The sequence below is a fragment of the Komagataeibacter medellinensis NBRC 3288 genome (assembly GCF_000182745.2).
GTDB lineage: Bacteria > Pseudomonadota > Alphaproteobacteria > Acetobacterales > Acetobacteraceae > Komagataeibacter > Komagataeibacter medellinensis.
In genome coordinates, this window is sequence record NC_016021.1 from 44189 (window position 1) to 66320 (window position 22132).

General features: G+C 59.7%; 25 protein-coding genes and 1 other annotated feature. Of the genes, 6 read left to right on the forward strand and 19 right to left on the reverse strand.

Annotated features, from left to right (window positions below; all coding sequences use genetic code 11):
- Window positions 1–111 precede the first annotated feature (111 nt).
- Window positions 112–681, forward strand: coding sequence for a TetR/AcrR family transcriptional regulator (locus GLX_RS15945; protein WP_012813329.1), 570 nt, complete (start codon window positions 112–114; stop codon window positions 679–681).
- A 139-nt stretch (window positions 682–820) separates the two neighbouring features.
- Here GLX_RS15945 and GLX_RS15950 read toward each other — a convergent pair whose 3' ends face one another.
- Window positions 821–1435: a recombinase family protein gene (locus GLX_RS15950; protein WP_010512305.1), complete on the reverse strand. Its 615-nt coding sequence runs from the start codon at window positions 1433–1435 to the stop codon at window positions 821–823.
- 125 nt (window positions 1436–1560) lie between these two features.
- Between GLX_RS15950 and GLX_RS15955 the strand changes: the two genes are divergently transcribed.
- Window positions 1561–4452 (forward strand): Tn3 family transposase, encoded by a 2892-nt coding sequence (locus GLX_RS15955; protein ID WP_041247968.1) that lies wholly within the window; start codon window positions 1561–1563, stop codon window positions 4450–4452.
- A 516-nt stretch (window positions 4453–4968) separates the two neighbouring features.
- Here the strand turns inward: GLX_RS15955 and mobF are convergent.
- Both mobF and GLX_RS15965 read right to left on the reverse strand, forming a co-directional pair.
- Window positions 4969–8631 (reverse strand): MobF family relaxase, encoded by a 3663-nt coding sequence (mobF, locus tag GLX_RS15960; protein WP_014095387.1) that lies wholly within the window; start codon window positions 8629–8631, stop codon window positions 4969–4971.
- Window positions 8631–8951, reverse strand: coding sequence for a hypothetical protein (locus GLX_RS15965; RefSeq protein ID WP_007284568.1), 321 nt, complete (start codon window positions 8949–8951; stop codon window positions 8631–8633). Before GLX_RS15965 ends, mobF begins: the two co-directional genes overlap by 1 nt.
- A 902-nt stretch (window positions 8952–9853) precedes the next feature.
- Between GLX_RS15965 and GLX_RS15975 the strand changes: the two genes are divergently transcribed.
- The 3 genes from GLX_RS15975 to GLX_RS15985 are packed head-to-tail and all read left to right on the forward strand — an operon-like array spanning window position 9854 to window position 11672.
- Window positions 9854–10753, forward strand: a complete 900-nt coding sequence (locus GLX_RS15975; RefSeq protein ID WP_007284570.1) for a P-loop NTPase family protein — start codon at window positions 9854–9856, stop codon at window positions 10751–10753.
- Window positions 10741–11400 carry a hypothetical protein gene (locus GLX_RS15980; protein WP_007284571.1) on the forward strand — a complete coding sequence of 220 codons (660 nt, stop codon included), beginning with the start codon at window positions 10741–10743 and terminating at the stop codon, window positions 11398–11400. Before GLX_RS15975 ends, GLX_RS15980 begins: the two co-directional genes overlap by 13 nt.
- A 44-nt stretch (window positions 11401–11444) precedes the next feature.
- Window positions 11445–11672, forward strand: a complete 228-nt coding sequence (locus GLX_RS15985; protein ID WP_041247969.1) for a hypothetical protein — start codon at window positions 11445–11447, stop codon at window positions 11670–11672.
- Here GLX_RS15985 and GLX_RS15990 read toward each other — a convergent pair.
- On the reverse strand, window positions 11637–12101 hold the full coding sequence (locus GLX_RS15990; protein WP_014095389.1) for a DUF2726 domain-containing protein: 465 nt from the start codon (window positions 12099–12101) through the stop codon (window positions 11637–11639). The genes GLX_RS15985 and GLX_RS15990 overlap by 36 nt on opposite strands.
- 151 nt (window positions 12102–12252) lie before the next feature.
- Complete coding sequence (locus tag GLX_RS15995) at window positions 12253–12876, reverse strand: cell filamentation protein (RefSeq protein WP_231850471.1); 624 nt, start codon at window positions 12874–12876, stop codon at window positions 12253–12255.
- Window positions 12877–12970: 94 nt separating this feature from the next.
- On the opposite strand from GLX_RS15995, the gene GLX_RS16005 reads away from it, so the two are divergent.
- A protein-coding gene (locus GLX_RS16005; protein ID WP_087652208.1) for an IS3 family transposase occupies window positions 12971–14181 on the forward strand; the annotation gives its coding sequence in 2 pieces (ribosomal slippage) (window positions 12971–13256 and window positions 13256–14181; 1212 coding nt in all).
- Window positions 13249–13365: a sequence feature (AL1L pseudoknot), on the forward strand. (Overlaps the previous gene by 117 nt.)
- On the opposite strand, the gene GLX_RS16010 is transcribed toward GLX_RS16005, so the two are convergent.
- From GLX_RS16010 to GLX_RS16070, 14 genes are all read right to left on the reverse strand, one after another.
- Window positions 14170–14628 (reverse strand): cell filamentation protein, encoded by a 459-nt coding sequence (locus GLX_RS16010; protein WP_014095391.1) that lies wholly within the window; start codon window positions 14626–14628, stop codon window positions 14170–14172. The genes GLX_RS16005 and GLX_RS16010 overlap by 12 nt on opposite strands.
- Window positions 14629–14640: 12 nt before the next feature.
- On the reverse strand, window positions 14641–14850 hold the full coding sequence (locus GLX_RS16015) for an antitoxin VbhA family protein (protein ID WP_007284575.1): 210 nt from the start codon (window positions 14848–14850) through the stop codon (window positions 14641–14643).
- 207 nt (window positions 14851–15057) lie between these two features.
- Entirely contained in the window at window positions 15058–15477 is a 420-nt protein-coding gene (locus tag GLX_RS16020) for a single-stranded DNA-binding protein (protein WP_007284576.1), read from the reverse strand.
- A gap of 12 nt (window positions 15478–15489) precedes the next feature.
- Window positions 15490–15699 carry a hypothetical protein gene (locus GLX_RS17815; RefSeq protein WP_007284577.1) on the reverse strand — a complete coding sequence of 70 codons (210 nt, stop codon included), beginning with the start codon at window positions 15697–15699 and terminating at the stop codon, window positions 15490–15492.
- 636 nt (window positions 15700–16335) lie between these two features.
- Window positions 16336–16521, reverse strand: a complete 186-nt coding sequence (locus GLX_RS17820; protein ID WP_007284695.1) for a hypothetical protein — start codon at window positions 16519–16521, stop codon at window positions 16336–16338.
- A gap of 170 nt (window positions 16522–16691) precedes the next feature.
- Window positions 16692–17087: a DUF7673 family protein gene (locus tag GLX_RS17825; protein ID WP_007284694.1), complete on the reverse strand. Its 396-nt coding sequence runs from the start codon at window positions 17085–17087 to the stop codon at window positions 16692–16694.
- A gap of 46 nt (window positions 17088–17133) precedes the next feature.
- Window positions 17134–17550, reverse strand: a complete 417-nt coding sequence (locus tag GLX_RS16035) for a hypothetical protein (RefSeq protein WP_007284693.1) — start codon at window positions 17548–17550, stop codon at window positions 17134–17136.
- 88 nt (window positions 17551–17638) lie between these two features.
- Window positions 17639–17872: a hypothetical protein gene (locus GLX_RS16040; RefSeq protein WP_010665809.1), complete on the reverse strand. Its 234-nt coding sequence runs from the start codon at window positions 17870–17872 to the stop codon at window positions 17639–17641.
- Window positions 17869–18132: a hypothetical protein gene (locus GLX_RS16045; protein WP_231850472.1), complete on the reverse strand. Its 264-nt coding sequence runs from the start codon at window positions 18130–18132 to the stop codon at window positions 17869–17871. The genes GLX_RS16040 and GLX_RS16045 overlap by 4 nt, the downstream gene beginning before the upstream one ends.
- 71 nt (window positions 18133–18203) lie before the next feature.
- Window positions 18204–18689 carry a hypothetical protein gene (locus tag GLX_RS16050; protein WP_010665807.1) on the reverse strand — a complete coding sequence of 162 codons (486 nt, stop codon included), beginning with the start codon at window positions 18687–18689 and terminating at the stop codon, window positions 18204–18206.
- Between the two features lie 97 nt (window positions 18690–18786).
- Window positions 18787–19182: a hypothetical protein gene (locus GLX_RS16055; protein WP_007284689.1), complete on the reverse strand. Its 396-nt coding sequence runs from the start codon at window positions 19180–19182 to the stop codon at window positions 18787–18789.
- A 151-nt stretch (window positions 19183–19333) separates the two neighbouring features.
- Window positions 19334–19876: a hypothetical protein gene (locus GLX_RS16060; protein WP_007284688.1), complete on the reverse strand. Its 543-nt coding sequence runs from the start codon at window positions 19874–19876 to the stop codon at window positions 19334–19336.
- A 772-nt stretch (window positions 19877–20648) separates the two neighbouring features.
- On the reverse strand, window positions 20649–20969 hold the full coding sequence (locus GLX_RS16065) for a hypothetical protein (RefSeq protein WP_010667381.1): 321 nt from the start codon (window positions 20967–20969) through the stop codon (window positions 20649–20651).
- A 63-nt stretch (window positions 20970–21032) separates the two neighbouring features.
- The gene (locus tag GLX_RS16070) at window positions 21033–21908 is read right to left on the reverse strand and encodes a DUF932 domain-containing protein (RefSeq protein WP_007284719.1); all 876 of its coding nucleotides are present in this window, start codon (window positions 21906–21908) and stop codon (window positions 21033–21035) included.
- Between the last annotated feature and the right edge of the window lie 224 nt (window positions 21909–22132).

Genomic DNA, 22132 nt, shown 5'->3' on the forward strand with positions numbered 1-22132 from the left:
TCTTGAAGCAGACATGGACTCCGGATCCCTTTACCGCTCTTGCCATTTTTCTTGACTACGGCCTGCTTGCCCTATAGACGAGTGACTAATCACTCATAAGAACGTATCGAGATGGCCAGACCCTTAAGCGAAGAAAAACGTGCCGCCATTCTGCGCGCCGCAACCGAATTGGTGGCAACCATAGGTATAAGTGCTGCCACATCCCAGATCGCAAAGCGCGCAGGCATCGCTGACGGGACCTTGTTCACTTACTTTCCAACGAAAGACGATTTGCTCAACCAACTCTATTTGAGCATCAAATCTGCTCTGGCCGAAGCGATCATGGCAGATTACCCATCACGGGCCGGGGTTTTCGAGCGTACTCGACACTGCTGGGACAGGCTGGTGAACTGGGGAGCAGAGCACCCCGCGCAGCATAAGGCGATGCGGCAGCTTTCTGTGTCAGACAGAATATCAGAAAACACTCGTGATGCGGTTAATCTCGCATTCCAAGACATCAACAGAATGATTCGAGATAACCTTAACCGTGGCGCTGCTGGCGATGAATCTGCAGCCTTTGTCGGTGCGCTCATTATAGCGATGTCGGATGTAACGCTCGACTGTATCGCAGCCCATCCCGAGAAGATCGACCTGTATCGGGAGAGCGGCTTTCAGGTCTTTTGGAACGGCATAAGGTCGTAAGTGTAATTGTCTTTATTAAATGAGTGAGTAATCAATCGAAAGGATCGGAAAATGTCTAAAATCTGGTTTGTAACTGGCAGTTCACGCGGGCTGGGGCGTGATATTGTAGAAGGGGTCGTTTGCGGGAGGGGGCGAAATCCTACGCTAAGCTGAGAACGCGCTTCCCATAATCCCTGAGCTCGCCCTTCGGTCCGACATATCTGTATAGAGTGACGCGCTCGATCCCGAGTTCCTTGCACAGATCGGAAACAGACGTGTCGCGCTGCGCCATGGCGGCCTGGGCGAGACGCACCTGTGCTTTGGTCAGGGCGAATTTTCGCCCTCCCTTTCGTCCGCGCGCTCTGGCTGCGGCAAGGCCAGCCATGGTGCGCTCGCGGATCAGATCCCGCTCGAACTCGGCCAGAGTGGCAAAGATACCGAACACCATGCGGCCGGATGCGGTCGTGGTGTCGATCTGAGCGCCTTTTCCGGTCAGCACACGCAGGCCGATCCTGCGGTCTGACAGATCCTTCACGGTGTTGACCAGGTGGGCGAGCGAGCGCCCGAGGCGATCGAGTTTCCAGACCACCAGCACATCGCCGTCGCGCAAGGATTTGAGGCATGCAGCTAAGCCGGGCCGATCATCGCGGCTACCGGATGCACGATCATCATAAATATTACCTGGCTCGATACCGGCGGCACGCAGGGCGTCGTGCTGGAGGTCGAGGGATTGGGAACCATCGGCTTTGGAGACGCGGGCATATCCGATCAGCATGTTTCTTAAACGTTGGTTTGAAGCGGTGACGAACATGAGCACATAAGCTTGCACTATTGTGTATCTTAACCAGCATCGCAATCAAACTATCTCAAACCTTACCTTGGAAAGAATAAGGAGCATGTATGCCGCGTCGCGTGACCCTGACCGATCGACAGCGCGAGGCGCTGTTTCACTTACCGGTCGATCAAGGTGATCTGCTGCGGCACTATACCCTTAGCGATGAGGATCTCGGGCATATCCGCCAGCGCCGGCGCGCCCACAACCGTTTCGGCTTCGCGCTGCAACTGTGCGTCCTGCGCTACCCGGGCCGGGTACTCACCCCTGGCGAGCTGATCCCGGCACAGGTATCGGATTTCATCGCGGCCCAGCTCGGGCTGAGCCGTGACGATCTACTCCTCTATGCCGCGCGCGAGGAGACCCGGCATGAGCATCTGGCGGACCTACGCCGGATCTACGGCTATCGCTCCTTTTCGGGGCGGGGCGCACGGGATTTGCGCGATTGGATCGCTCGGGAAGCCGAGGCGGCGACATCGAATGAGGATCTTGCCCGTCGCTTCGTTGCAGAGTGTCGCCGCACCCGCACAATCCTTCCCGGTTTCTCAACGATTGAGCGCCTTTGTGCCGATGCACTGGTCAAGGCCGAACGCAGGATCGAAGATCGTATCGCCCATCGCATAACACCAGCCCTGAGCGAGAATTTGGCTCATCTGTTAGAGAATACGGTGGATGGTCGCATCACCCGCTTCGTATGGCTGCGACAGTTCGAAGTTGGCGCAAATTCGGCGGCGGCCAATCGGCTGATGGATCGACTGGAATATCTCCACAAGTTCGATCTTCCGGCAGATTTGCTGGACGGCGTTCCCGCGCATCGTGTGACCCGCCTTCGCCGGCAGGGCGAGCGCTATTACGCCGACGGCATGCGCGATCTGCCCGAAGGCAGGCGGCTTGCAATCCTCGCTGTCTGCACCATGGAATGGCGGTCATCTCTGGCTGATGTCATCGTGGAGACCCACGATCGCATCGTAGGCCGTCTCTATCGGGTCTCCGAACGCCTTTGCAGCACCAAGATCGCCGACGAAAAGGCGGCCGTTCGGGACACGCTGAAGTCTTTTGCTGAAATCGGTGGTGCTTTGCTTGGAGCGCAGGACGATGGCGCATCCCTGGACGGGATAATCACCACCGGTCCAGGCTGGGAACGGTTCAGAACCCTTGTCGCCACGGCCTCTGCGTTGACCAATGTGCTCGCTGCCGACCCGCTCAGCCGTGTGCTGGACGGCTATCATCGCTTCCGCCTCTATGCGCCCAGGATGCTGCGCCTGCTCGACATGCAGGCGGCGCCGATTGCCAAGCCTCTTCTGACGGCTATCGCGCTGCTACAGAGCGGGATCAAATCCGATCCTCCTATGGATTTTCTACGTCCCAACTCCAAATGGCATCGCCATCTTCGCGCTGCGCCCGCCGGCGACTACCGACTTTGGGAAATCGCGGTGCTGTTCCATATCCGCGACGCTTTCCGGTCCGGCGACATATGGCTGGCAAAATCGCGCCGCTATGGCGACCTCAAGCAGATCCTGGTCCCGCCACAGGCGATAGAGCAGACCGCGCGGTTCGCTGTGCCGCTGCAACCCGGTGAATGGCTTGCCGAGCGCAGGGCTCGACTGGATACACAACTGAAGGCGCTTGGCCGCGCGGCGCGAACCGGTACGATCCCAGGCGGCATCATCGAGAACGGCAAGCTGCACATCGACAAGCTGAAGGCTGACACACCCGAAGGCACTGAGGATCTCGTACTCGATCTCTATCAACAGCTCCCGTCCACGAGGATCACCGATTTGTTGCTGGAAGTGGATGAGCGAACCGGATTCTCCGAGGCTTTCACGCATCTGCGCACTGGCGTGCCTTGCCGCGACCAGATCGGCCTGATGAACGTGTTGTTGGCGGAAGGCGTCAATCTTGGTCTACGCAAGATGGCAGCGGCGACCAATACGCACAGCTTCTGGGAATTGCTGCGGATCGCACGCTGGCATGTCGAAGGCAGCGCCTATGATCGGGCGCTCGCCATGATCGTGGAAGCCCATGCCGCTCTGCCTATGTCCGCCTTCTGGGGACAAGGGAAATCCGCATCCAGCGACGGGCAGTTCTTCCTTGCTACCGAGCAGGGCGAAGCGATGAATCTGATCAACGCGAAATATGGCAACGTCCCAGGCCTCAAGGGATACAGCCATGTGTCCGATCAATATGCACCCTTCGCTACCCAGGTCATCCCGGCAACGGTCAGCGAGGCACCTTATATACTCGATGGGCTGCTCATGAATGACGCAGGCCGCCGCGTCCGCCAGCATTTTGCCGACACGGGTGGCTTTACCGATCATGTGTTCGCCGCCAGCTCCTTGCTCGGCTACAGGTTCGCACCGCGTATCCGAGATCTCTCTCAGAAAAGACTCTATGCCTTCACGCCCAACGCGACGCCCGCCAATGTGCGAGCGCTGGTTGGCGGCAAAATCAATGAACCGCTCATCGAGCGCAACTGGCCCGACATCCTGCGCGTCACGGCAACGATCGCAGCGGGCACCGTCGCCCCCAGCCAGATTCTTCGCAAGCTCGCTTCCTACCCGCGCCAGAATGAGCTGGCCCTCGCATTGCGGGAGATCGGTCGCATCGAGCGCACCCTGTTCATGATCGACTGGATTCTCGACGCCGGTCTCCAGCGCCAGGCTCAGATCGGTCTCAACAAGGGCGAGGCCCATCATGCCATCAAGCGCGCCATCAGCTTCCATCGTCGAGGTGAGATACGCGACCGCTCAGGCGAAGGGCAGCACTATCGTATTGCCGGCATGAACCTGCTCGCCGCCATCATCATCTTCTGGAACACCATGAAACTCGGGGAGGTCGTGGACAGACGCGCCGTGGACGGCATCATCATCTCGCCTGATCTCCTCGCCCATGTCTCACCGCTGGGATGGGAACACATCAACCTCACCGGTGAATATCGCTGGCCTAAATCCTTAGCGTAGGATTTCGCCCCCTCCCGCAAACGACCCCTGTCACGTCTGATTCCCGCGCTTGAACGGGATGCGGCTGCCATTGAAGCTTCTCTCGTCACGCCGTGGACAACCAGCCCGGTTGAAGGACAGATCAGCCGACTGAAAATGATCAAGCGCACCATGTTCGGAAGAGCAGGCTTCGAACTCCTCAGGGCTCGTGTCCTCCAGCCAGCATAACCAAAAACATCATCACGAAAAGTGCGGGAGAACCCAGTTCTCAGTGAAAATCAACAGTATAAATGGTCTAAATCATCAGTATCGTGTTACTTCGGCTGTCGGGCATCCACCGCATTTTGAGCATTTGAGGCGGTCAATGATCCGATAGATGCGAGTGGAAGCCGGAATCCCCCGAGCAGTTGCAAACTGACCGAGAGGCTCGACAACGAAGTGGCCGCAGCCGCAGCGAATGCGGAAGATGCAGTCTTTCCGGTAATGGATCGTGTCGATTGGCTTGGGACGCTCATAATTTGCCGACATGATCCTACCTTATAGGCGCGCACTGCGCCGTTTCTTTTGTTTTTCCTGCGCTTTGGCTTCGGTTTTGCGTGAGAGAATGGTTCTGACCTTCGCTTTCAAGGCTTTGGTCATCTCACGCAACCGATCCATCATACCGTTTCGGTCCTTCATGGCTTCAGCCGTGTTTTTAAGGCCCTCGGATGCCTTCTGCTCGTGCCGGCGGGTTGAGAAGCGGCCTGCCAGAGTAGCACGTTGCTTGCCCTCTCCTTCCCGCGCTTCCAGACCCTGTTTTGTCTGCTGCATAGCGCGTACGGTGCCACGCCGGATATTTTCCGCTCGTTCCAGAAGGGCGTGTGCTGTCTCTTTTTCGGGCTGGCGCTCGAAGTTCCGGATGATATTTTTCAGGACATCGGTTGCGGTAATTGTACGCTGATCCCCCAGAGGCCGTCGGCCGGCAATCTCGCTCCGTTCAGCGCCATCCGATGTGACCATAAAGGTCTGCTCCCGGTGTCGGCTGGACGAAGTGTAAGCACCGAACGCCGTGACATTCCGTGACCCGGCCGGAATGGCAAAAATATGCTCGGTGACGGTGACACCCTGGCTGGTATTGGTGGTCATCGCGTCCCCATAGGATAGCAGAAACCGACCGGTTTCCTTCTCCTTGAGGGAGTCCCATTTTACCAGTCCATTCCGACCATTGGCCCCTCGCAGAACCAGCCCCTCTTCGCGTACGTCACGGACTTCAACCACAGTGCCGTTGCGGCCGAGATTCCCGCCTGAATTGGTGTCGAGGAAGCGGGCATTTGTCCGCTGGAACAGGCGAACCTTGTCGCCGCGTGCCAGGGACAGGTCATAGGAGGTATTTTCTCCGGTAGCCTGTGCCTTGATGGTAATCAGATCCGCGCTGATCTCCCCAAGCTCACGCCGGCGATCACGGATCGCGCGGCTGATGTTGTGGGCGTCAGCATTCGTCGGGGTGGAGATCGAAAGGGTGTATTTGTCGCGATCGGCATTCTCCGTACGGCGTTGCTGCCAGAGATCGACCACGGCCTTGATGGCTTCCTCGTAGCCTCCCGGTGCAACACGCAGGGTTCCATTTTCCGCCTTCCGCTTGACGGCTTCCTCGGTTTGCCCGTTGCGAAACATAAGGGTGGTTTCGCGCTCTTCCTGCTGAATCTGGCGCGTGGACGTCCCCAAGAGGGGTATGTTTTCCTTGCCCAGCCCTCGTTGCAGTAATTCGATAACCGCGCCCGCCTCAACGGACTGCATCTGTTTCGGGTCGCCGATCATCACCAGCTTGAAGCCGATGTCCTCTCGCTTCCTGAGGATGTCATTGAGCTGGCGTGTGCCCAGGAGGCTGAGTTCGTCAACGACGACGACGGATTTCTTGGTGAGTTTGAGCTTGCCGCTGTCGATCCGGCGCAGGAAGGATTCCAGAGCGCGGGTCTTGGCGACTTCCATACCCGTAGCAGACAGATCGTCGGACTGTCGCCAGGCCAAGGCGATGCCGTGAACGTCCCGGCCCTGCTGCTTCCACGCGGTTACGAGCGGCTTCAGGAGTGTGGTTTTTCCTGAACCTGCAACGCCGATCCCCACGACGACCTGACCGCCCTTCCCTAGATCCTCCATCATCGTGCGTTGGGCCTGCCCGTGCGCGCTCTCGAAACTGAGTTCGGGATGGGCCTTGACGGCCTGGTCAATCTGCTTGTCCGTGAGCGCGCCGCTTCGATCCTTCGCGGCCTCGCGCGTCATGCGGATCAGGTCGCGCTCTTCGCTTTCGTGAAGGGCGGTCGTGATTCCGACCCGCTCTCTGCCTTCCGGGTCTTTGACTTCTCCCCAAATCAGGGAGGTTTGACGTCCGTGCTGGCGGACGCCGCGATTGCGCATGGCTGCGGTCACGGCGTTGATGTCGGCTGCTGTGTCGATCCCCGCTGCGATCAATCCTTTGGCGGCGGCGATCCGGGCATCAGAACAGTCAAGAGATGCGCGCTGCTGAAGCTGCTTGTCAAAGACATGCTGTGCAGCTTCATAGGCGTGTTCCAGGCGCTCGGCCCGATCGCGCTCGGATGCGATTTCATCGGGCCGGAGAATGCTCCGGTGCTTGTATCCGATCTCTGCGGCCGTACGCTGCCATGAGGCCATGTCGGTAAGATCGTCCGACTTCGCGCCGCGCGGATCTTGCACCCCTTGCTTGATAAGGCCGATTTTGCGCTTGGCATCGAGGGTATCCCAATCAAGGCCCTGCCCTGCCGCATAGGCACGCGCGGCGGCCGTTCCTGAAAGTGTGCGGCGGCTGAACTGTTCACAGACACTCTCGGGAATGGCTGCAACCCTGCCCATTTCCGTCCGCTCGTCCAGCACCATATCGACCCCCTGCTTGCGCAGGTTCGTCGCTAGGTGGGCCTGATAGACGGCGCCCCACTCCTTGACCTTGCCGTTAAGCTGATCGAGCCACAGGCCGCCCATGCGGCCCTCGTCGGTCAGTGCCGCGTTCAGAATGGCAGTATGCGTGTGGAGCTGCATATCGCCTGGCACCCGGCCCCCTCCCTGACGGAGCGTATGCAGCTCGGTAAAGACCTCGCCCTGGTCGTCTGTCCGGATGACCTCAACGGTCGGCCGTGCCGTATAATGATCGAAGGACACCCAGCCGATGGATGCGGGGTCCCAGCCATCTTTTCCGGCGTCGCCTTTCCGCGCACGTCCGATCACCTTTTCCACTTCCTGCATGGTTGAGGCGATCGCGTCGTGATGTGCCTGAAGGATGATTCCGCGCTCGGCTTCTGTCGGGGCGAATGCCCATGCAACGGAAACCGATTTGGGGGCGGAAAAGGTGAAATCCACATACCCGATCCGGGCGCGACTGGTGTCCATGCGCTCGTGATATTCGGACACACTCAACTCCTGCCCGTCGGCCATACGCCCGGACAGGATGTTTTCGCGTTGGTCATTGGTCAGGCTGGCCGCATCGGCACCAAGGACGGCCGTAAAACGCCGTACAGCCCGTTCAGCTTTCTTAGCAGGTATATCGCCGCCAGAAACCGTCTTGCCCGCCAGAACGGCTTCCAGTTCGGATCTCGTGGGCAATCGGCTTTCATCCATCTCGAAGATTTTGCCGATTGCTTCCGTGGCCGATCTTTTCGTCTTCCCCGGAATATCCTGTCCGTCTGCTCGTTGCCCGTTCAGAAGGTGAGCGACTTCGGCCGGTGTCAGGCCCTTCGTGGGGTCGATCCCAAGTCGTGCGGCCAATTCGGGATTCATGTCCCGGCGTGGGATGGCTGTCGCACTGCTGTAGTCGCGGGCGGCGCTGGCGTTGCGGATCTCGCTATCAAGTGCGTCGGCAGTGAAGGGCACGGCGCGTTGCTGCAACAATTCCTCGGCTTTGGCCCGGTCGATCAGATTGGCCGCCACGAAGGTTCCGGCTGCGCGGACTGCCAGCACGTTGTCCGAATCGGACGTGGCTTCTCGCAGGCGGTCGATTTCCATTGCCAGCGTGTCGGCCAGGTCATCCATCCCGCTCGTGGTGCCGGCATAGCGGGTGGCAGCGGCCTCGGCCGGGGTCGGGGGTCTTACACCCTGCGCGTAGTACTCCGCCATCACGGCCATCTCGGGCGGAAGGGTCTGCTGAAGCAGGTGCTCGCTCATGGCCTTGGCGGCGGACGTGGCCCCGGCCGCGCCTGTCCGATAGGTCAGCATCAGGGTGCCGGGGTATCGGACGCCTCGTGACCGGAAGCGACAAGAAGAGACGCCATATCATTCATGCTTTCGGCCATTGTGTTGACGGCCTGGGTATTCTCGCCCACGGCGGCGGTCAGGTTGGTGAGGGCCTGCGCGACCGGAGAATCCCCCGGCTCGTCTCTGGCGGCTGCCAGCACTTCGGTCAGCATTTCGGTCTGCGCCTGAAGCGTGTCGAGCATCATCCCGAGGACGGTCTGAATGGCCGAGAGCTGCTTACCGTGCTCTTCCAGCGTATCGGAAACATGGGCGAGATAGGCCCCGTCGGTGTCTTTCGCCATGAGGGTTCGGGCTCCTTATTCCCGGCATTATCACGAAAACGTGAGCAATGAATCGGAAGGCGATGCGCCGGAATCAGTGCCTTCTTTTCGCACCTTTTCACCCCATGCGTCTAGCATGACTTGGTCTGTAGAAAAAACGCCACTCCCCCCTCACCCTCCTACCTCTCATGGAAGGATACGATAGAGGCCACGTATCAGGACACGAAAGAGGACACATCAGAGGATACGTTAGAGGGCACTCTAGAGGCTACGGAATAAAAAAAAGAAGGTGACGGACGAGAAGAAAAATGCAATTTTTCTCAAGCCATGAAAAACGCCAACAGACAGACGATCCGTGGAGTTCCGAGCAAACGTCCTCGCACTGAAGAGGAATTGCAGGAGGCTGCGGATCGGTTCAGCCAGGACTGGACCCCACAGGATCAGGTGATGCCGTGGATACGCGCTCATGAGCCGGAGCTTAGTGCGATGGTGAGTGCGGGCTGGTCCTGGGATGATGTCGGCCGGGCGATGGCTCGTGCGCGCATCACGTATAAAACCGAGGTGCCCATGAAAGGGTCGATCTTGCGCGCGAAAGCGTACAAGGCGCGGAAGGACAGGTCAGAGGCGACGACAGTTCGAGCGGTTCCCGCGAGAACGCCAGTCGTCTCGGGAGGCGTGAAACCGGCTCCTGCTGCCTCGTCCATCAGACCGTCAGCGGACCCCTCGCCTGCGTGGCTGGAACAGGCCCCGGAAAGGGAGGAAGGCGAACCGGAGTTCAAGCCGATCTCACTGCGAACCCCTCTGCCCCCGACAGCCGAACCCAAGGCGGTAAAAACGCAAACGGCTCCTGAGCGGCCGAAACGCTCAAGAGCCGATGCTTTAGCAATGCTAACTAATCGTCCTGTAAAGACTGAGGAATCATAATGAGCGACACGAAATCAGGCAACAAAAACCCTGCGCCTGCTGCCAAGAAGCCGGTCCAGCCTGCGAAGTTCGATCTGAACCAGACACTCGCGCAGGAACCGGTCTTTGACGTTAAACCCTTCACGCCGCGTAAGGTCGAAGAAGCCGAGCCGGTGATTGCCGAGGGCATGGACCTGAGCGGCAAGACGAAGATCGTCTTCGTCAACGGGCGCGGCAAGACCGGCAAGACCACATTCCTGCGCTGGGCGGCCGAGCGTGCTCTGCTGGGCAACCGGCCGATCCTCATGGCGGATCTGGACCCAACCAATGCGTCGTTCTCGTCGTATTTTCAGGACGTGGCGCGACCGAACACAGACGATCCGGCAGGCGTTGCGCAGTGGATGCAGCGGTTCATCGAATACGCGGTCGAAAACCAGACAACGGCGGTTCTCGATCTTGGCGGCGGCGACACCACGCTGCGCGAGACGGCGGCCGAAATGCCGGGTTTCGCATCAGCGATTGCCGAGGCCGGCGCGGTTCCCGTCCTGATCTCGCTGGTCGGGTCGCAGGTCGATGATCTGGCCCCGATTGCAACACTGCGCGATCGCGGGTTTTCGCCGGACGCGCGGGCGATCGTGTTCAACGAGGCATCCAAGGAAATCGGTCACACGCGCGATCAGTCATTCGGCCGCCTGCTGACAAGCGCCGTGGTCGTGGATGAAGTCACGGACGGGGCGGTCCCGCTGTGGATGCCCCGGCTCAATGCGGCGGCAGCCGTCGAAAGCCGCCGGAGCCTGTTCAGCGCCGCGCGCGACGGCCTGACCACGCCTCCCCTCGGGATGTTCGACCGCTCAAAGGTCCGGACATGGCTCGAAGCGATGGACCGCCGGTTTGCTGGGATCATGTCATGGCTTCCGTAAGCCAGGACGAACCGGCAGACGATTTTGAAGGCGCGATCGCCAGCGCAAGACAGGATCTACAGTTGGCGATTGCCAAGGCGCACCTGACGGATGATCCGTTGGGTGTTGCCTTGCACGCGATGTCCGAGACGCTGGGTGCTCAGGCCGCGCTCTACAAGGCGACGTTCAACAAGTATCGCGACATCAGCGCGGACCTCGATCGCGCGCGAAGCGATGCGGTCGAAGCTGGACGGCTGGAACTTGAAGGCCAGAAAGCCGGGATCGTTCAGGAACTGGCTCCCCAACTCCTGAAGCTGACCGCTTCGCAGGTGAAGGTTCAGGAACGCACGGTCAAGCTCAAGACGCTGCTCATGGCGGGCGGCATTGCCGGAGTGCTCGCCATCACGGCGGCCTGTGTCGGATACGGCACGGGCTGGAAAAACGGCAGGACGAACGGTCTTTACGACAAGGGGGCGCTGTTCGCGGCGCTACAGGAGCATGGCCCGGGCGCTGAGACGGCCCTGATTGAACTGGTCCGGAACAACGACATTCCGGCTGTCCTATCGGCCTGCCGCGCTCATGCTTTCGATCAGGGCGGGCGACAGGCTTGCGCCGCGCCGCTCTGGCTTGAGCCGCCTCGGCCTCCTGCTGCACAGGACAACAAATAAAGTCAGGGACACGGTATCATAAGGGAGGGCAGACTATGCGGAGAATGTCACTCAATCCGGGCCTGTGGCTTGCGCTTCGCCCGTTTGCCTCCCTGCTGGCTTTTGCCGTCGGCCTTCCGGCCGCCATATTGGCGGTGCTCTGCTTCATTCATGGTGCGTCGCTGCTCTGGTCAGCCGGAATCCTCATTGCGTACAAGACATTCATCGCGGGCGGAGTATGTGCGGCGCTGGCTGCTTTAGCGCGCTGGCCGCGCGAGTACCTGACGCGCTGACGGACCGGGCGCGAAGTGCCCGGAAACGTCGAGCGTCATCGACGGTGTAAAGCGTCGCAACGGAATGTTGAGGGCTTCCATCAGATCGTTGACGAAGCGGTCGCGGTCCTGCCGCTGTCGCTGCTGGTGGCTTCTATCATCGAGTTCGATGGCAAGGACCGGCCGCCCCGTCGCCAGTTCGATCACCACGAAATCGAGACTTTTACCGGCTACCCGATTCAACGCCTCGGGAAAGCGGCGTGGATCGACCACGATGCTTACCAGCTCCGCAAGCCGCACCTGCGGGCAGACATAGTGTCCGGCCGGAATCTGCGCCCGAAAGGCAAGAAGGGCACGGCGTTCCCAATCCGATAGAAGGGCTTTGGGCTGATAGCGTTTGCGCAGGATAGCTTCCCGCCCTGTCTGGTTCTGCTCGGGCGGTTCCTGCACGCTCTCGGCCGGCGTGTCGGCCGAGAGCGTCGCCGGCGTTGCCTTGCCAAGCGGTCGGCGGCGGACATGCCATACGACCGCACCAATTACGCAGGAGCCGCCAATCAACCAGAGCGTTTCGAGAGAAAGAAACAGGGCGCGGTCCTTCCGGTTAGCGGAGCTTCGGGCCTCGCGGTTTGGCCGCGGACGCGTCCGGTTCCTTCATAACGCCTGCGGGGCTGGATCGCGCACCCTGCCCTTTCTGCACCTGGCCGGACCAGTAGCTTGCAGCGCGCTGGCTGGTGGCGGGCTTTTCCTGCGCTGTGCGGTCTGCCGCTGCTGCGGAGAACCCGGATTTGACAGTCACGGTCACGTCGTCGCCGGCGGCCGCCTTCTGGCGGCCGAGATCTTGCGTCGGTACAACGATGATGCCCTTTCCCGTGTTCACGCTGCTGCTGTGCGTATCTGTGGCGACCAGTACGCCCGTGATCTGTTCGCCGGGACGCGCGGTCCGCACGTCCTGGGCCAAAGGCTCCGCACCCTGTTGTCGCAGATGCTCAAACGCTGTCCGAAGGGCGGCCACCCTTCCCCGGTCCGTCGCGTCCTCGACCAGATGACGCATGGCCGGGTTGGCAGGGTCATCAGCACCCGCGATGGAGGCGGCCAGCATTCGCGGCTTGGTGATAACGGAGAAATCGACATCATGCCCGTACTTCTGCCCAAGCGTGGCGATGAAGGCTTCCTGAACCCGCCCATTTCCCTCGCGGAAAGGATGGACAAAATTAAGCTCGGACATGACGCGACCGGCCACGGCGGAAAACTGCTCGACGTTAGAGTGAATTGCCCCGGGTTTTGTGGAGACAGAAAGACCCGTGAGGTAAGAAGAATTCATGAGCAATAAATCGAAGCGTTTTCCGCCTGAGTTTCGTGACCGTGCAGCCCGCATGGTTCTGGAGGAAGAGAAGAACCATCCTTCGCGGTGGTCTGCAGTGATGATGATAGCGCCAAAGCTGGATATTCATCCTGACACGCTGTCAAAATGGACCCGTCTGCATGAACGTGCCAATGCGCCTGCGGTGAGTGACCTGCCTGATCGAGAGAAGATCAGGCAACTGGAGCGAGAGAATCGCGAATTGCGGCAGGCCAATGAAATCCTGCGTAAGGCGTCGGCATATTTTGCCCAGGCGGAGCTCGACCGCATCTTCAAGCCATGACACGCTTCATTGAGGAGCACCGGCAGACATATGGTGTCGGGTCAATCTGCAGGGTTCTGTCGATTGCACCATCTGCCTATTATGCAACTGTTGCCAGACAGAAAAATCCGTGTGTGCGCAGCCAGAAAGACAAAGAACTGTGCGATGACATCCGTAGAGTGTGGAATAATAATTTCTGCGTCTATGGAGCGCGCAAGGTCTGGCATCAGCTCAGACGTGAAGGTCTGGATGTCGCCCGCTGCACGGTAGAGCGGCTGATGCGCCGGATGGGGCTGAAAGGCGTCATTCGTGGCAAGGGGGTCAGAACCACACGGCCTGATCCGCAACGTCCGTGTCCGCAGGATCTGGTGCAGCGCCAGTTTCATGCTCCTGCCCCCAACAGACTCTGGGTTTCGGATTTTACTTACGTTTCCACATGGCAGGGCTTTGTTTATGTGGCCTTCATCATTGATGTATTCGCACGGGTTATTGTGGGTTGGCGCGTCTCCTCAACGGCTCATACCGACTTCGTGCTGGATGCTCTCGAGCAGGCTCTGTGCCAGAGGCGACCTGAGGGAAAAGTGACCCACCATTCCGACCGCGGCTGTCAATATGTGTCCATTCGTTACACGCAAAGACTGGCTGAAGCGGGGCTCGTTGCTTCTGTCGGCAGTGTTGGGGATTCCTATGATAACGCCTTAGCAGAGACCATTAACGGACTTTACAAAACCGAACTCATCTATCGGCAGGGGCCATGGAAAAACAGGGAAGCTGTTGAACTGGCAACACTTAAATGGGTCGACTGGTTCAATAATCGGCGGCTCCTGTCCTCCATTGGAAACATCCCGCCAGCAGAAGCTGAGGCACGCTTTTATGCACAACAGAAATCACATGCATTAGCCGCTTAAATCAGATAAAAAACGTCTCCACAAAACCCGGGGCAATTCAGAGCCCTTCAGGACATCGGGATCACGGATCGGCCGGAATGCCTCGGCCAGCCCGCGATCGAGCCTCGAACCCGGCAGGAAAGTCGTGCTGCCCTTGGTCATGAATTCGATGGGCTCGACCGGTCGTCCATCCACAACGGGCCGCTCGTTGCGCGTATGTCCGGCCCATTCGTAAATCTCGCCGAAGAGATGCTGGTGAATGGCTTTGAGGTGCGCCGCATCGAAATTACCGGCCGGGCCTGAACCCAGCCGGATGTCGATCATGCGGTCACTGGTGATCCTGTATTCGGCCCGATTGAGTGCCGCGCGCGACCGTAGGTCCAGCCGGTTGCGCAAGACATCCTGTTGATCCGGATCGTTGGAATTGGTGGGATAGGTATAACCGCGCCCCGGATCGCCGGTACTCATGGCGGCCGCGGATTAGCGACCGGCCCGGATGGCGTCGCGCATCTCGCGGCGCAGGTCTTCGAGCGAAATCACGCCCCGGATATAGCGTTCGTTCGCCTCTTCAAGAACCGGATCATGGACGTATCCCTGCCGGTAGTTTGCCGCCCGGGCTTCCTCGACGGCGCGACGACGCTGCGCGGATTCTTCTGCGCTGATCGGTCTGGCGGAAAGGGTCTGTCCCATCACGCTCGCTCCTGACTGGTAAGCGGTCATAATAGCCGATTTTGCAAGCGGAACCAAGAATTTATGGGGATGGTGTCGCCGCGTGTCTGCATCTTGCGAAGCAAATATGGGAGGGTAAACCCGTCACGCGACGACACGATAGCATGTGCGCGAACGGGCCTGAAAAAGCAAGTGAAGAGCCGCCCGAAGACGGCTCCCCTCCCCTGCTTATTTCCGGTCGAACGGATCTTCTCCCTCCCACTGGTCGGCCGGTGGAGCATCGGCCCCCTGCCCGCGCTGCTGTGCGGGACGGCCCTTGAATTCGAAATCCGTCGGATCGACGTACCAGATCGTGACATCATTGGTTGCGCCCTGCGGCCGGAAAGTGGCCGAACGCAGATCGCCCCGGACCTCAACCTGCCGCCCCTGTGTCGCATTCTTTTCGACATACTCGGCGCGCTTCTCCTGCCGGAGATCGACGCGGACTTCGACCCATTCGGTCAGCTCGCGCCAGCCGGTTTCGGACTGCTGCGAACGCACATTCTTCGAGCACGCTACGCGGAAAACCACATATCCGCCGCCGTTGCCGAACGTCTTGCGCGTCGCATCCTTGCCAACACGACCAGAGAGATTGATGGATGGGAACATGGTTAGGCTCCTTCAATGATTGATAAGTGTGAGGCAGAACATCAGCGCGACGAAGCTGCCAAAACAGCAACAGGCAAGAGCGCCACAAAGAAGACAGCGCGGGTTTTCCAGAACGCCTTCTGACGGAGCCTCTGGGACTTCCGACAGATACGCGGCGGCAAAGAAAACAAAGGTTAAAACACCGAATACTCCGGCGAAAACAGACAGATAGACATCTGACATAGGGTTTACCCTCCCTCCACCGAGCGGCTGGGGACTGGCCCCGGCTTTCCGCCCGGTGTTCTTATTATATACACGATATAATAAGGGAGGGGCAAGAGAAAAATGCAGTTTTTCACACAGATAATGGCGGTTCCCCGCCAAAAATTACCCTTGCATCCGCCCCCTCAAAACCCCAGCCTTTCGTTCGACCTGCCAGCGGCAGGGCGAAAGGCAGCGCAGCGACGCCTTTCGTCCCGACACCTTCAGATCCGCCGGCAACGCAGCGCAGGTCTAGGGGTCATCTCAGGGGACCCGTCTGCACGGAGCGACCAAAGGGAGCGCAGGAAGATGGGGTGGATGATCCCCTAGACCGGAGCGAGGCTGCTGGCACCAGCGCAGCCCCCCTTTGGGGGGCGAGCACCGGGGGGACATACCGGGCTTCCGATCGTTACCCGGATGGGCGGAGACAGACGGCGACCGCAGCGCAGCGCAGGGCGGCGGCTGGCTCCGGTGAGTTGGCCGGGAGACAGGTGCAGCGCACCTGGCTCGCGGCCTTACGAACTAGAGCGGAGATCAAGCCCCCGAAAAAACCCGCACGCATCATCAGAACAGGTCATCTAGGGAACAAGAAGAAGCGATCTGATTTGTAAAACCTGATTAAATGGCGGTCTGGTGCAGTTTTAATTGAGAAAAATGTAATTTTCTGCGAAATTTCTGTTCCCACGAACAGGGAATCACAGCCATGAAGAGACTGTTTATTGCGATCGGGACAGCAATGATCGGCGGTGCTGTTTCGTATTCACCGGCCGCCCATGCGGAGCCCTGTGCGGCTTTGTTGTGCATGGCCGGAATGCCGGCGACAGGTGCAGGTTGCAGCGGCCCGGTCGGAGAATTTTTCAGTATTCAGGTATGGGGCTTTTGGGGATACGAGCCAGGTGCAACGGCAGCAAGGCGTGCCGCGTTTTTGAACTCGTGCTCCGGGGCGGCGGCCAACGAAGCAGTCGTGCAGAGGATCATCGGGACGTACGGGACACTGCTCGCTGCGCCATGACGAAAGACGCGGTTCCCCTCATGGTGGCGCATGTCATGAGAGGAACCGCGAAGGCGGACGTGGGATGACAGGCCGATCGCCATTGCGCGATGATCGCGGCGAATTCCTGGCCAAGGGCACGATCGAGCTGATCGGGGTAATTGCCGGCCTGACCAATCAGACCGAAAACGACTGTCATATCTTCCACGATGGCCCTATCGAGCGCCCATAGCGACGTGAGATCAAACGATCCGCACGATCCTGCATTCCACCATGCCAGCAGGAAATCCGCGACACGCCGCGATTGTCCGGTGTCACCCTTTGCAATTTTAATCAGGCGTGCCAGCGCCGCCCGTTCATTGTCCTGTTTCGCGGTCATGGGTCTTTTCCGGGGTTTGTTGGTTTGAGCTGGCGGGCTGTGAGCGTCACCCCACAAAGGGTTTCCAGGTCCATTTTGCGGTCAGGTCTTCATCATCAATCTCGAAGCCCATCTCCTTCAGTCCGGTCAGGACCATGTTCACGAGGCGCATTCCCGGATGCTCGCGCATCCAAAGTTCTGCCGCTACGCGGACATAGACCGGCAGGCTGACGGAGAGCCCGACCAGCTCGCCCGTGTCGTCGCCCGTATGCGGTTTGAGACGCCGCTTGCGTTCGGGTACCAGATCCTCGGGCTCCACATGCACGCCGATCGTCTTCAGCGCCTGAAGGATGGCGCAGCGCATGGAGGTGTCGTTATCGTTTACATACTCTTCGAGCTGCCGGCGCACGGCGGGCTTGACGCGGAACAGCGTCAGGCGCGGGGTGCGATCAAGGACAGGGACAGCAGACGCGGATTCAGACATCGAAACTCTTTCAAGGCACAGATCCTCTCCTTTAACATATATCGGATATAATAACGAGAGAGCCGGCCGCCCGCTGCCGTGGGCAGGGTCAAACATGCGCCTCTCCGAGATAGATGCCATAGCGGGGCCGGATCTTCGATCCGGGCCGCAATTTCTGGTCCATTGCCCATAGGGAAACCGACATGCCGCGCCTGCGCGCGAGCTGCACGGCCGACCGTGCTGCCGTGTCCCGGCTTTCCTTGACGGCCAGGACCGACAGGTCCGGGCCGGCCAGATAGACATGGCGATGCTTCGCCACCCGTCGCGGCGCGAGGTAGGTCATGACATCAGCCCTCCCATACGCGATGACACCCGGCACGCACGCTCTAGCCCGGCCAGAAGATCCGCGAGGACCTGGCGGAGCAGGGGGTGGGTGCCAAGCGCCACGATCCGGCCGCCCTCCATCTGGACGGGCAAGCGGACCGACCCCACGCAGATATGTGCGGGAAAGGGGCCATCGGCGCCGACCGGGTATCCCGGCCGGGCAACAGACATCCGCTCATAGCGGCGGACGAGAGCTTCGTATCTCACGCGATCAGTCATCGCTTCATCCTTTTATATCCGCGATATAATAGAGACACGGACGTTCACCACGATCGTCCGTGCTTGCTGGTCTAGTCGCCCAGGTGAGCTTCCCCGGCTGGCTCAGCGTCATCAGGGGGCGGTTCCCGCAAGGCGGCATCGACCAGTGACCTGAGCCGCCATACGGGGACCATGATCCGGAAGGCCATCCCGTATGAATCGGCCGCGCTTTGCACCCATGAGCGGATACGCTCGACCGGCGCATTCTCTGCTTTCATCGCCACGGCCAAGCTCATGAGATGGGCCATCAGCTCGTCCAGCTCGAACTCAACCACGCGCAGGGCATCTTCGAGACTATGTTCGGCCAGTTTTTCAAAATCTGCCGAAATATTCTGGCGTTCTGCTTCCTCTGCTAGTTTGGCTTCCAGATGGGCCACGGCATCGACATAGCTCGTGAGACCCATCAGGACCATTTTCGCTTCGGTCCGTGCATCGACCATGATGCGCAGGGCAAGAACCGCGTCGGCCACGGGTCCGGTTCGCTTGCCATTCGCAGGACTGTCATCTGTCTGCGTCATGCTGTGCTTCCGGCCCGCATTTATTGACGATATGGCATTCATGCTGCGGTCCTCCTGACGAAATCACAAGAAAAACCCGTTTGTTTTTTGAATCGTTTCAGTCGATACGCAGACCCGTGCTGTCGATACGGGAAAGAACGGTATCTGTTGTCATCCAGCCCGCCACCCGACCGAAGCCGATGAAGGGGACCAGGACGGTATAAACAGAGTCCAGATCGTAGCTGGTGCGCTGGTCCCGTGGGCCTTCCCACAGGCATGACAGCATCAGCCCCTCGATCTCGGTGCCGTCGCTGCCGATGGTCGTGACCCACAGATCCGGCAGGACGGCGGCTTCGCAGGCGCGAACGCGGCCCTTACGGGTCCAGTAGGCCATCAGATCCGGCTTTGTCTTCATCGCCGAAATCGTGCTGTATTCGTCGCGATCCAGCCGGATCAGCGGCAAGGTATTGTGAAGAGGCGATACCTGTTTTTCGGCGTGGTCTTCCTTGGACATAGGGCTATCCTCCCTGTGCGACGGATCGAACGGTTTTATCCTCCCGGCCCGCCTCTAATATATACGAGATATAATAAAGAGAGTTCAAGAGAAAAATGGAATTTTTCTCGAGAATGGTGGAGAGGCCGGCAAGACGGCCTCTCTCCCGGATTCAGGCGCAGGCTGCCTGCTCTTGCTCGGCCAGTATCTCGGCATGGAAGGCTTCCATCGCGCGCTGGCTTTCTTCAGGGTCGATCAGGTAGGCATGAAAGCCGGTGAGGACGGTAAAGCCCGCCGCTTCCAGCGCCTGTTGTACCTCGGTGATACCCCATAGGGCACTCGCATACTCGGCCTCTTCGCGCTGCTCGTCGGGGACATATTCCAGGCCGCATGATGCGGCTTCATAACGGGCGATCGCGTCGTCCTCGGGGTCATCATACACGCCATACCTGATGCTGAGATCGACGGTCATGGAACTGGTGGCCTTGGCCTGTTTCATCGCCTCTTCGAAGTAGTGGACATAATACATCCGGTCACGCAGCTCGTTTCGGGTCGCATAGGAATCTTCCGAGGTATCATCCAGCCGGTCGGACAGGCGGCTGTACCATGCCTGCGTGTCGGTGATGGCGCGATCAAGAACGTCTGCCGGATTGGGGCGAGGTGGCATCTTTTTGGAGCGGAACAGAAAGCCCATCAGACCGGAAAGAAGTGACATAGGTTTACCCTCCCATGTTCGGACGGGGAGGGGGGGACGATCCCCTCACGTTTTCCCGCCCGGTGGCTCTATTATATACACGATATAATAAGGGAGGGGCAAGAGAAAAATGCAGTTTTTCACACAGATAATGGCGGTTCCCCGCCAAAAATTACCCTTGCATCCGCCCCCTCAAAACCCCAGCCTTTCGTTCGACCTGCCAGCGGCAGGGCGAAAGGCAGCGCAGCGACGCCTTTCGTCCCGACACCTTCAGATCCGCCGGCAACGCAGCGCAGGTCTAGGGGTCATCTCAGGGGACCCGTCTGCACGGAGCGACCAAAGGGAGCGCAGGAAGATGGGGTGGATGATCCCCTAGACCGGAGCGAGGCTGCTGGCACCAGCGCAGCCCCCCTTGGGGGGCGAGCACCGGGGGGACATACCGGGCTTCCGATCGTTACCCGGATGGGCGGAGACAGACGGCGACCGCAGCGCAGCGCAGGGCGGCGGCTGGCTCCGGTGAGTTGGCCGGGAGACAGGTGCAGCGCACCTGGCTCGCGGCCTTACGAACTAGAGCGGAGATCAAGCCCCCAAACGCAGATCGCACAAGCACCCAGCCTGTGCGGCACCAGTGCGAAAATTGGCCAATTCAGGATACACCAGAGGATACAGAACAGGACACGTTAGAGGCTACGATAGAGGATACGGCGGCCGGTAGGCCGCCCGGCTACTCTTAGCCCGCGAAGCGGGCTTCCGGTTCGGCGCGCGCGGAAATGGGGGCATATCGCCCCCGGAGTCAGATGTCTTTGCGTTCGCCCTCCCATGCCCTTAACGGCGAGTTGCCCTCCCTTCCGCAAAAGGGGCAGGTGGCCGGGTCGGGTGCGGGGTCGATGCCTTCATAAGTCCAGCCATTGCCACATGACAGGCAATCATAATCGGCCCCGGCAAGTCTGCTCTGGTGCGAGAGGGCTTTGACGGCCGAGGCGATATTGTCGAACATCTGATAGCCGACATCCTGCGGTGTCCCGACGTGTGAGCGGACAAGGGCGGCGGCTTCGTCGAAACTCAAGGGGCGCTCGGTGGGAATGGTCTGCGCAATTTCGAATGCTTCGCTCATAGGGGACGTTCCATCCTGAAGGGCAAGGGGCACGCCTCGGGTGAGGCGTGCCGGATGACGGGATCAGGCGGCGTCCTGCATGAATGCTCCGCCTCCTTTCAGCCGGGCCATTTCCTCGTTGAGACGCCACAGGGCGCGGTTGATCTTCACGTCCGCATCAATAGCTTTGACTTCGCGGGTGGACACGCGACGGCGGCGGCCGTTGGCATCGCGCCCCCATGCCCGGAGACCGCCCCGGATGACGTTTTCCTGCACCACGTTTCCGACGGTCCACAGATCGGAACCGAGATCATCACGGCGGCGCGGGGCCAGAAGCTGGCGCGGCTCGATCGGGGTTTCGGCTTCCTCCCCGAAGCGGATTTCATGGGCCGCCCCGGCAAGGATCATCTGTTCGTCATGGTTCAGGGTGACACCGGACCAAGCGTCTGCGGCTTCAACCGCGCGGCAGCTCTCGGACAGCACCTTGAAGCTGCCCTCGATGACCTGCGCCATCACGTCGCCCTTGTGGTGGACGGACACGGAAGCAAGCTCCCGATCCGACACCATCAGCCCGTTAAGGCAGACCAGACGCATCAGCCCGGCCATGACCTTATAGGCGCTCGTGCCGTCATGGCTGTTGACCAGCACGACTTCCGGATAGATGCCGCCGACCTTGCGGACGGTCCCGGCTTCGCCCTTGTGACGGAAGCGAATCAGGTGCTTGGTAAAATCCGCCTTGCCCGGCACGCGCGAACCGCCCTGCTTGGCATAGACCGGCTCGAAGCCTTCCTTCCGCATTCCCGCGAGCACTTCATAAGTGGGGATGTAGGCATATCGGTCGCTGCGGCTCTCGTGCTTGTCTTCCGCAAAGATGGACTTCGCCAGATGGCGCAGGGCTTCGTCGGACAGCGGATCGCGGCCGAGATTGCGGGAAAAGCGAGAAGAAACGAAATGATTCATGGGTTTACCCTCCCGTGGCCCCGGTGATGGGGGAGACCGTCTCCCTCCTTTTCGTCCGGTGCCCTTATTATATACGCGATATAATAAGGGTCTGACAAGAGAAAAATGCAAAATTTCTCCGAAAAAATTCCCGTTCAGCACGAAAAAAACGCTTGCCAAAAACCGGATCAAACCCCCAGCCTTTCGTTCGACCTGCCAGCGGCAGGGCGAAAGGCAGCGCAGCG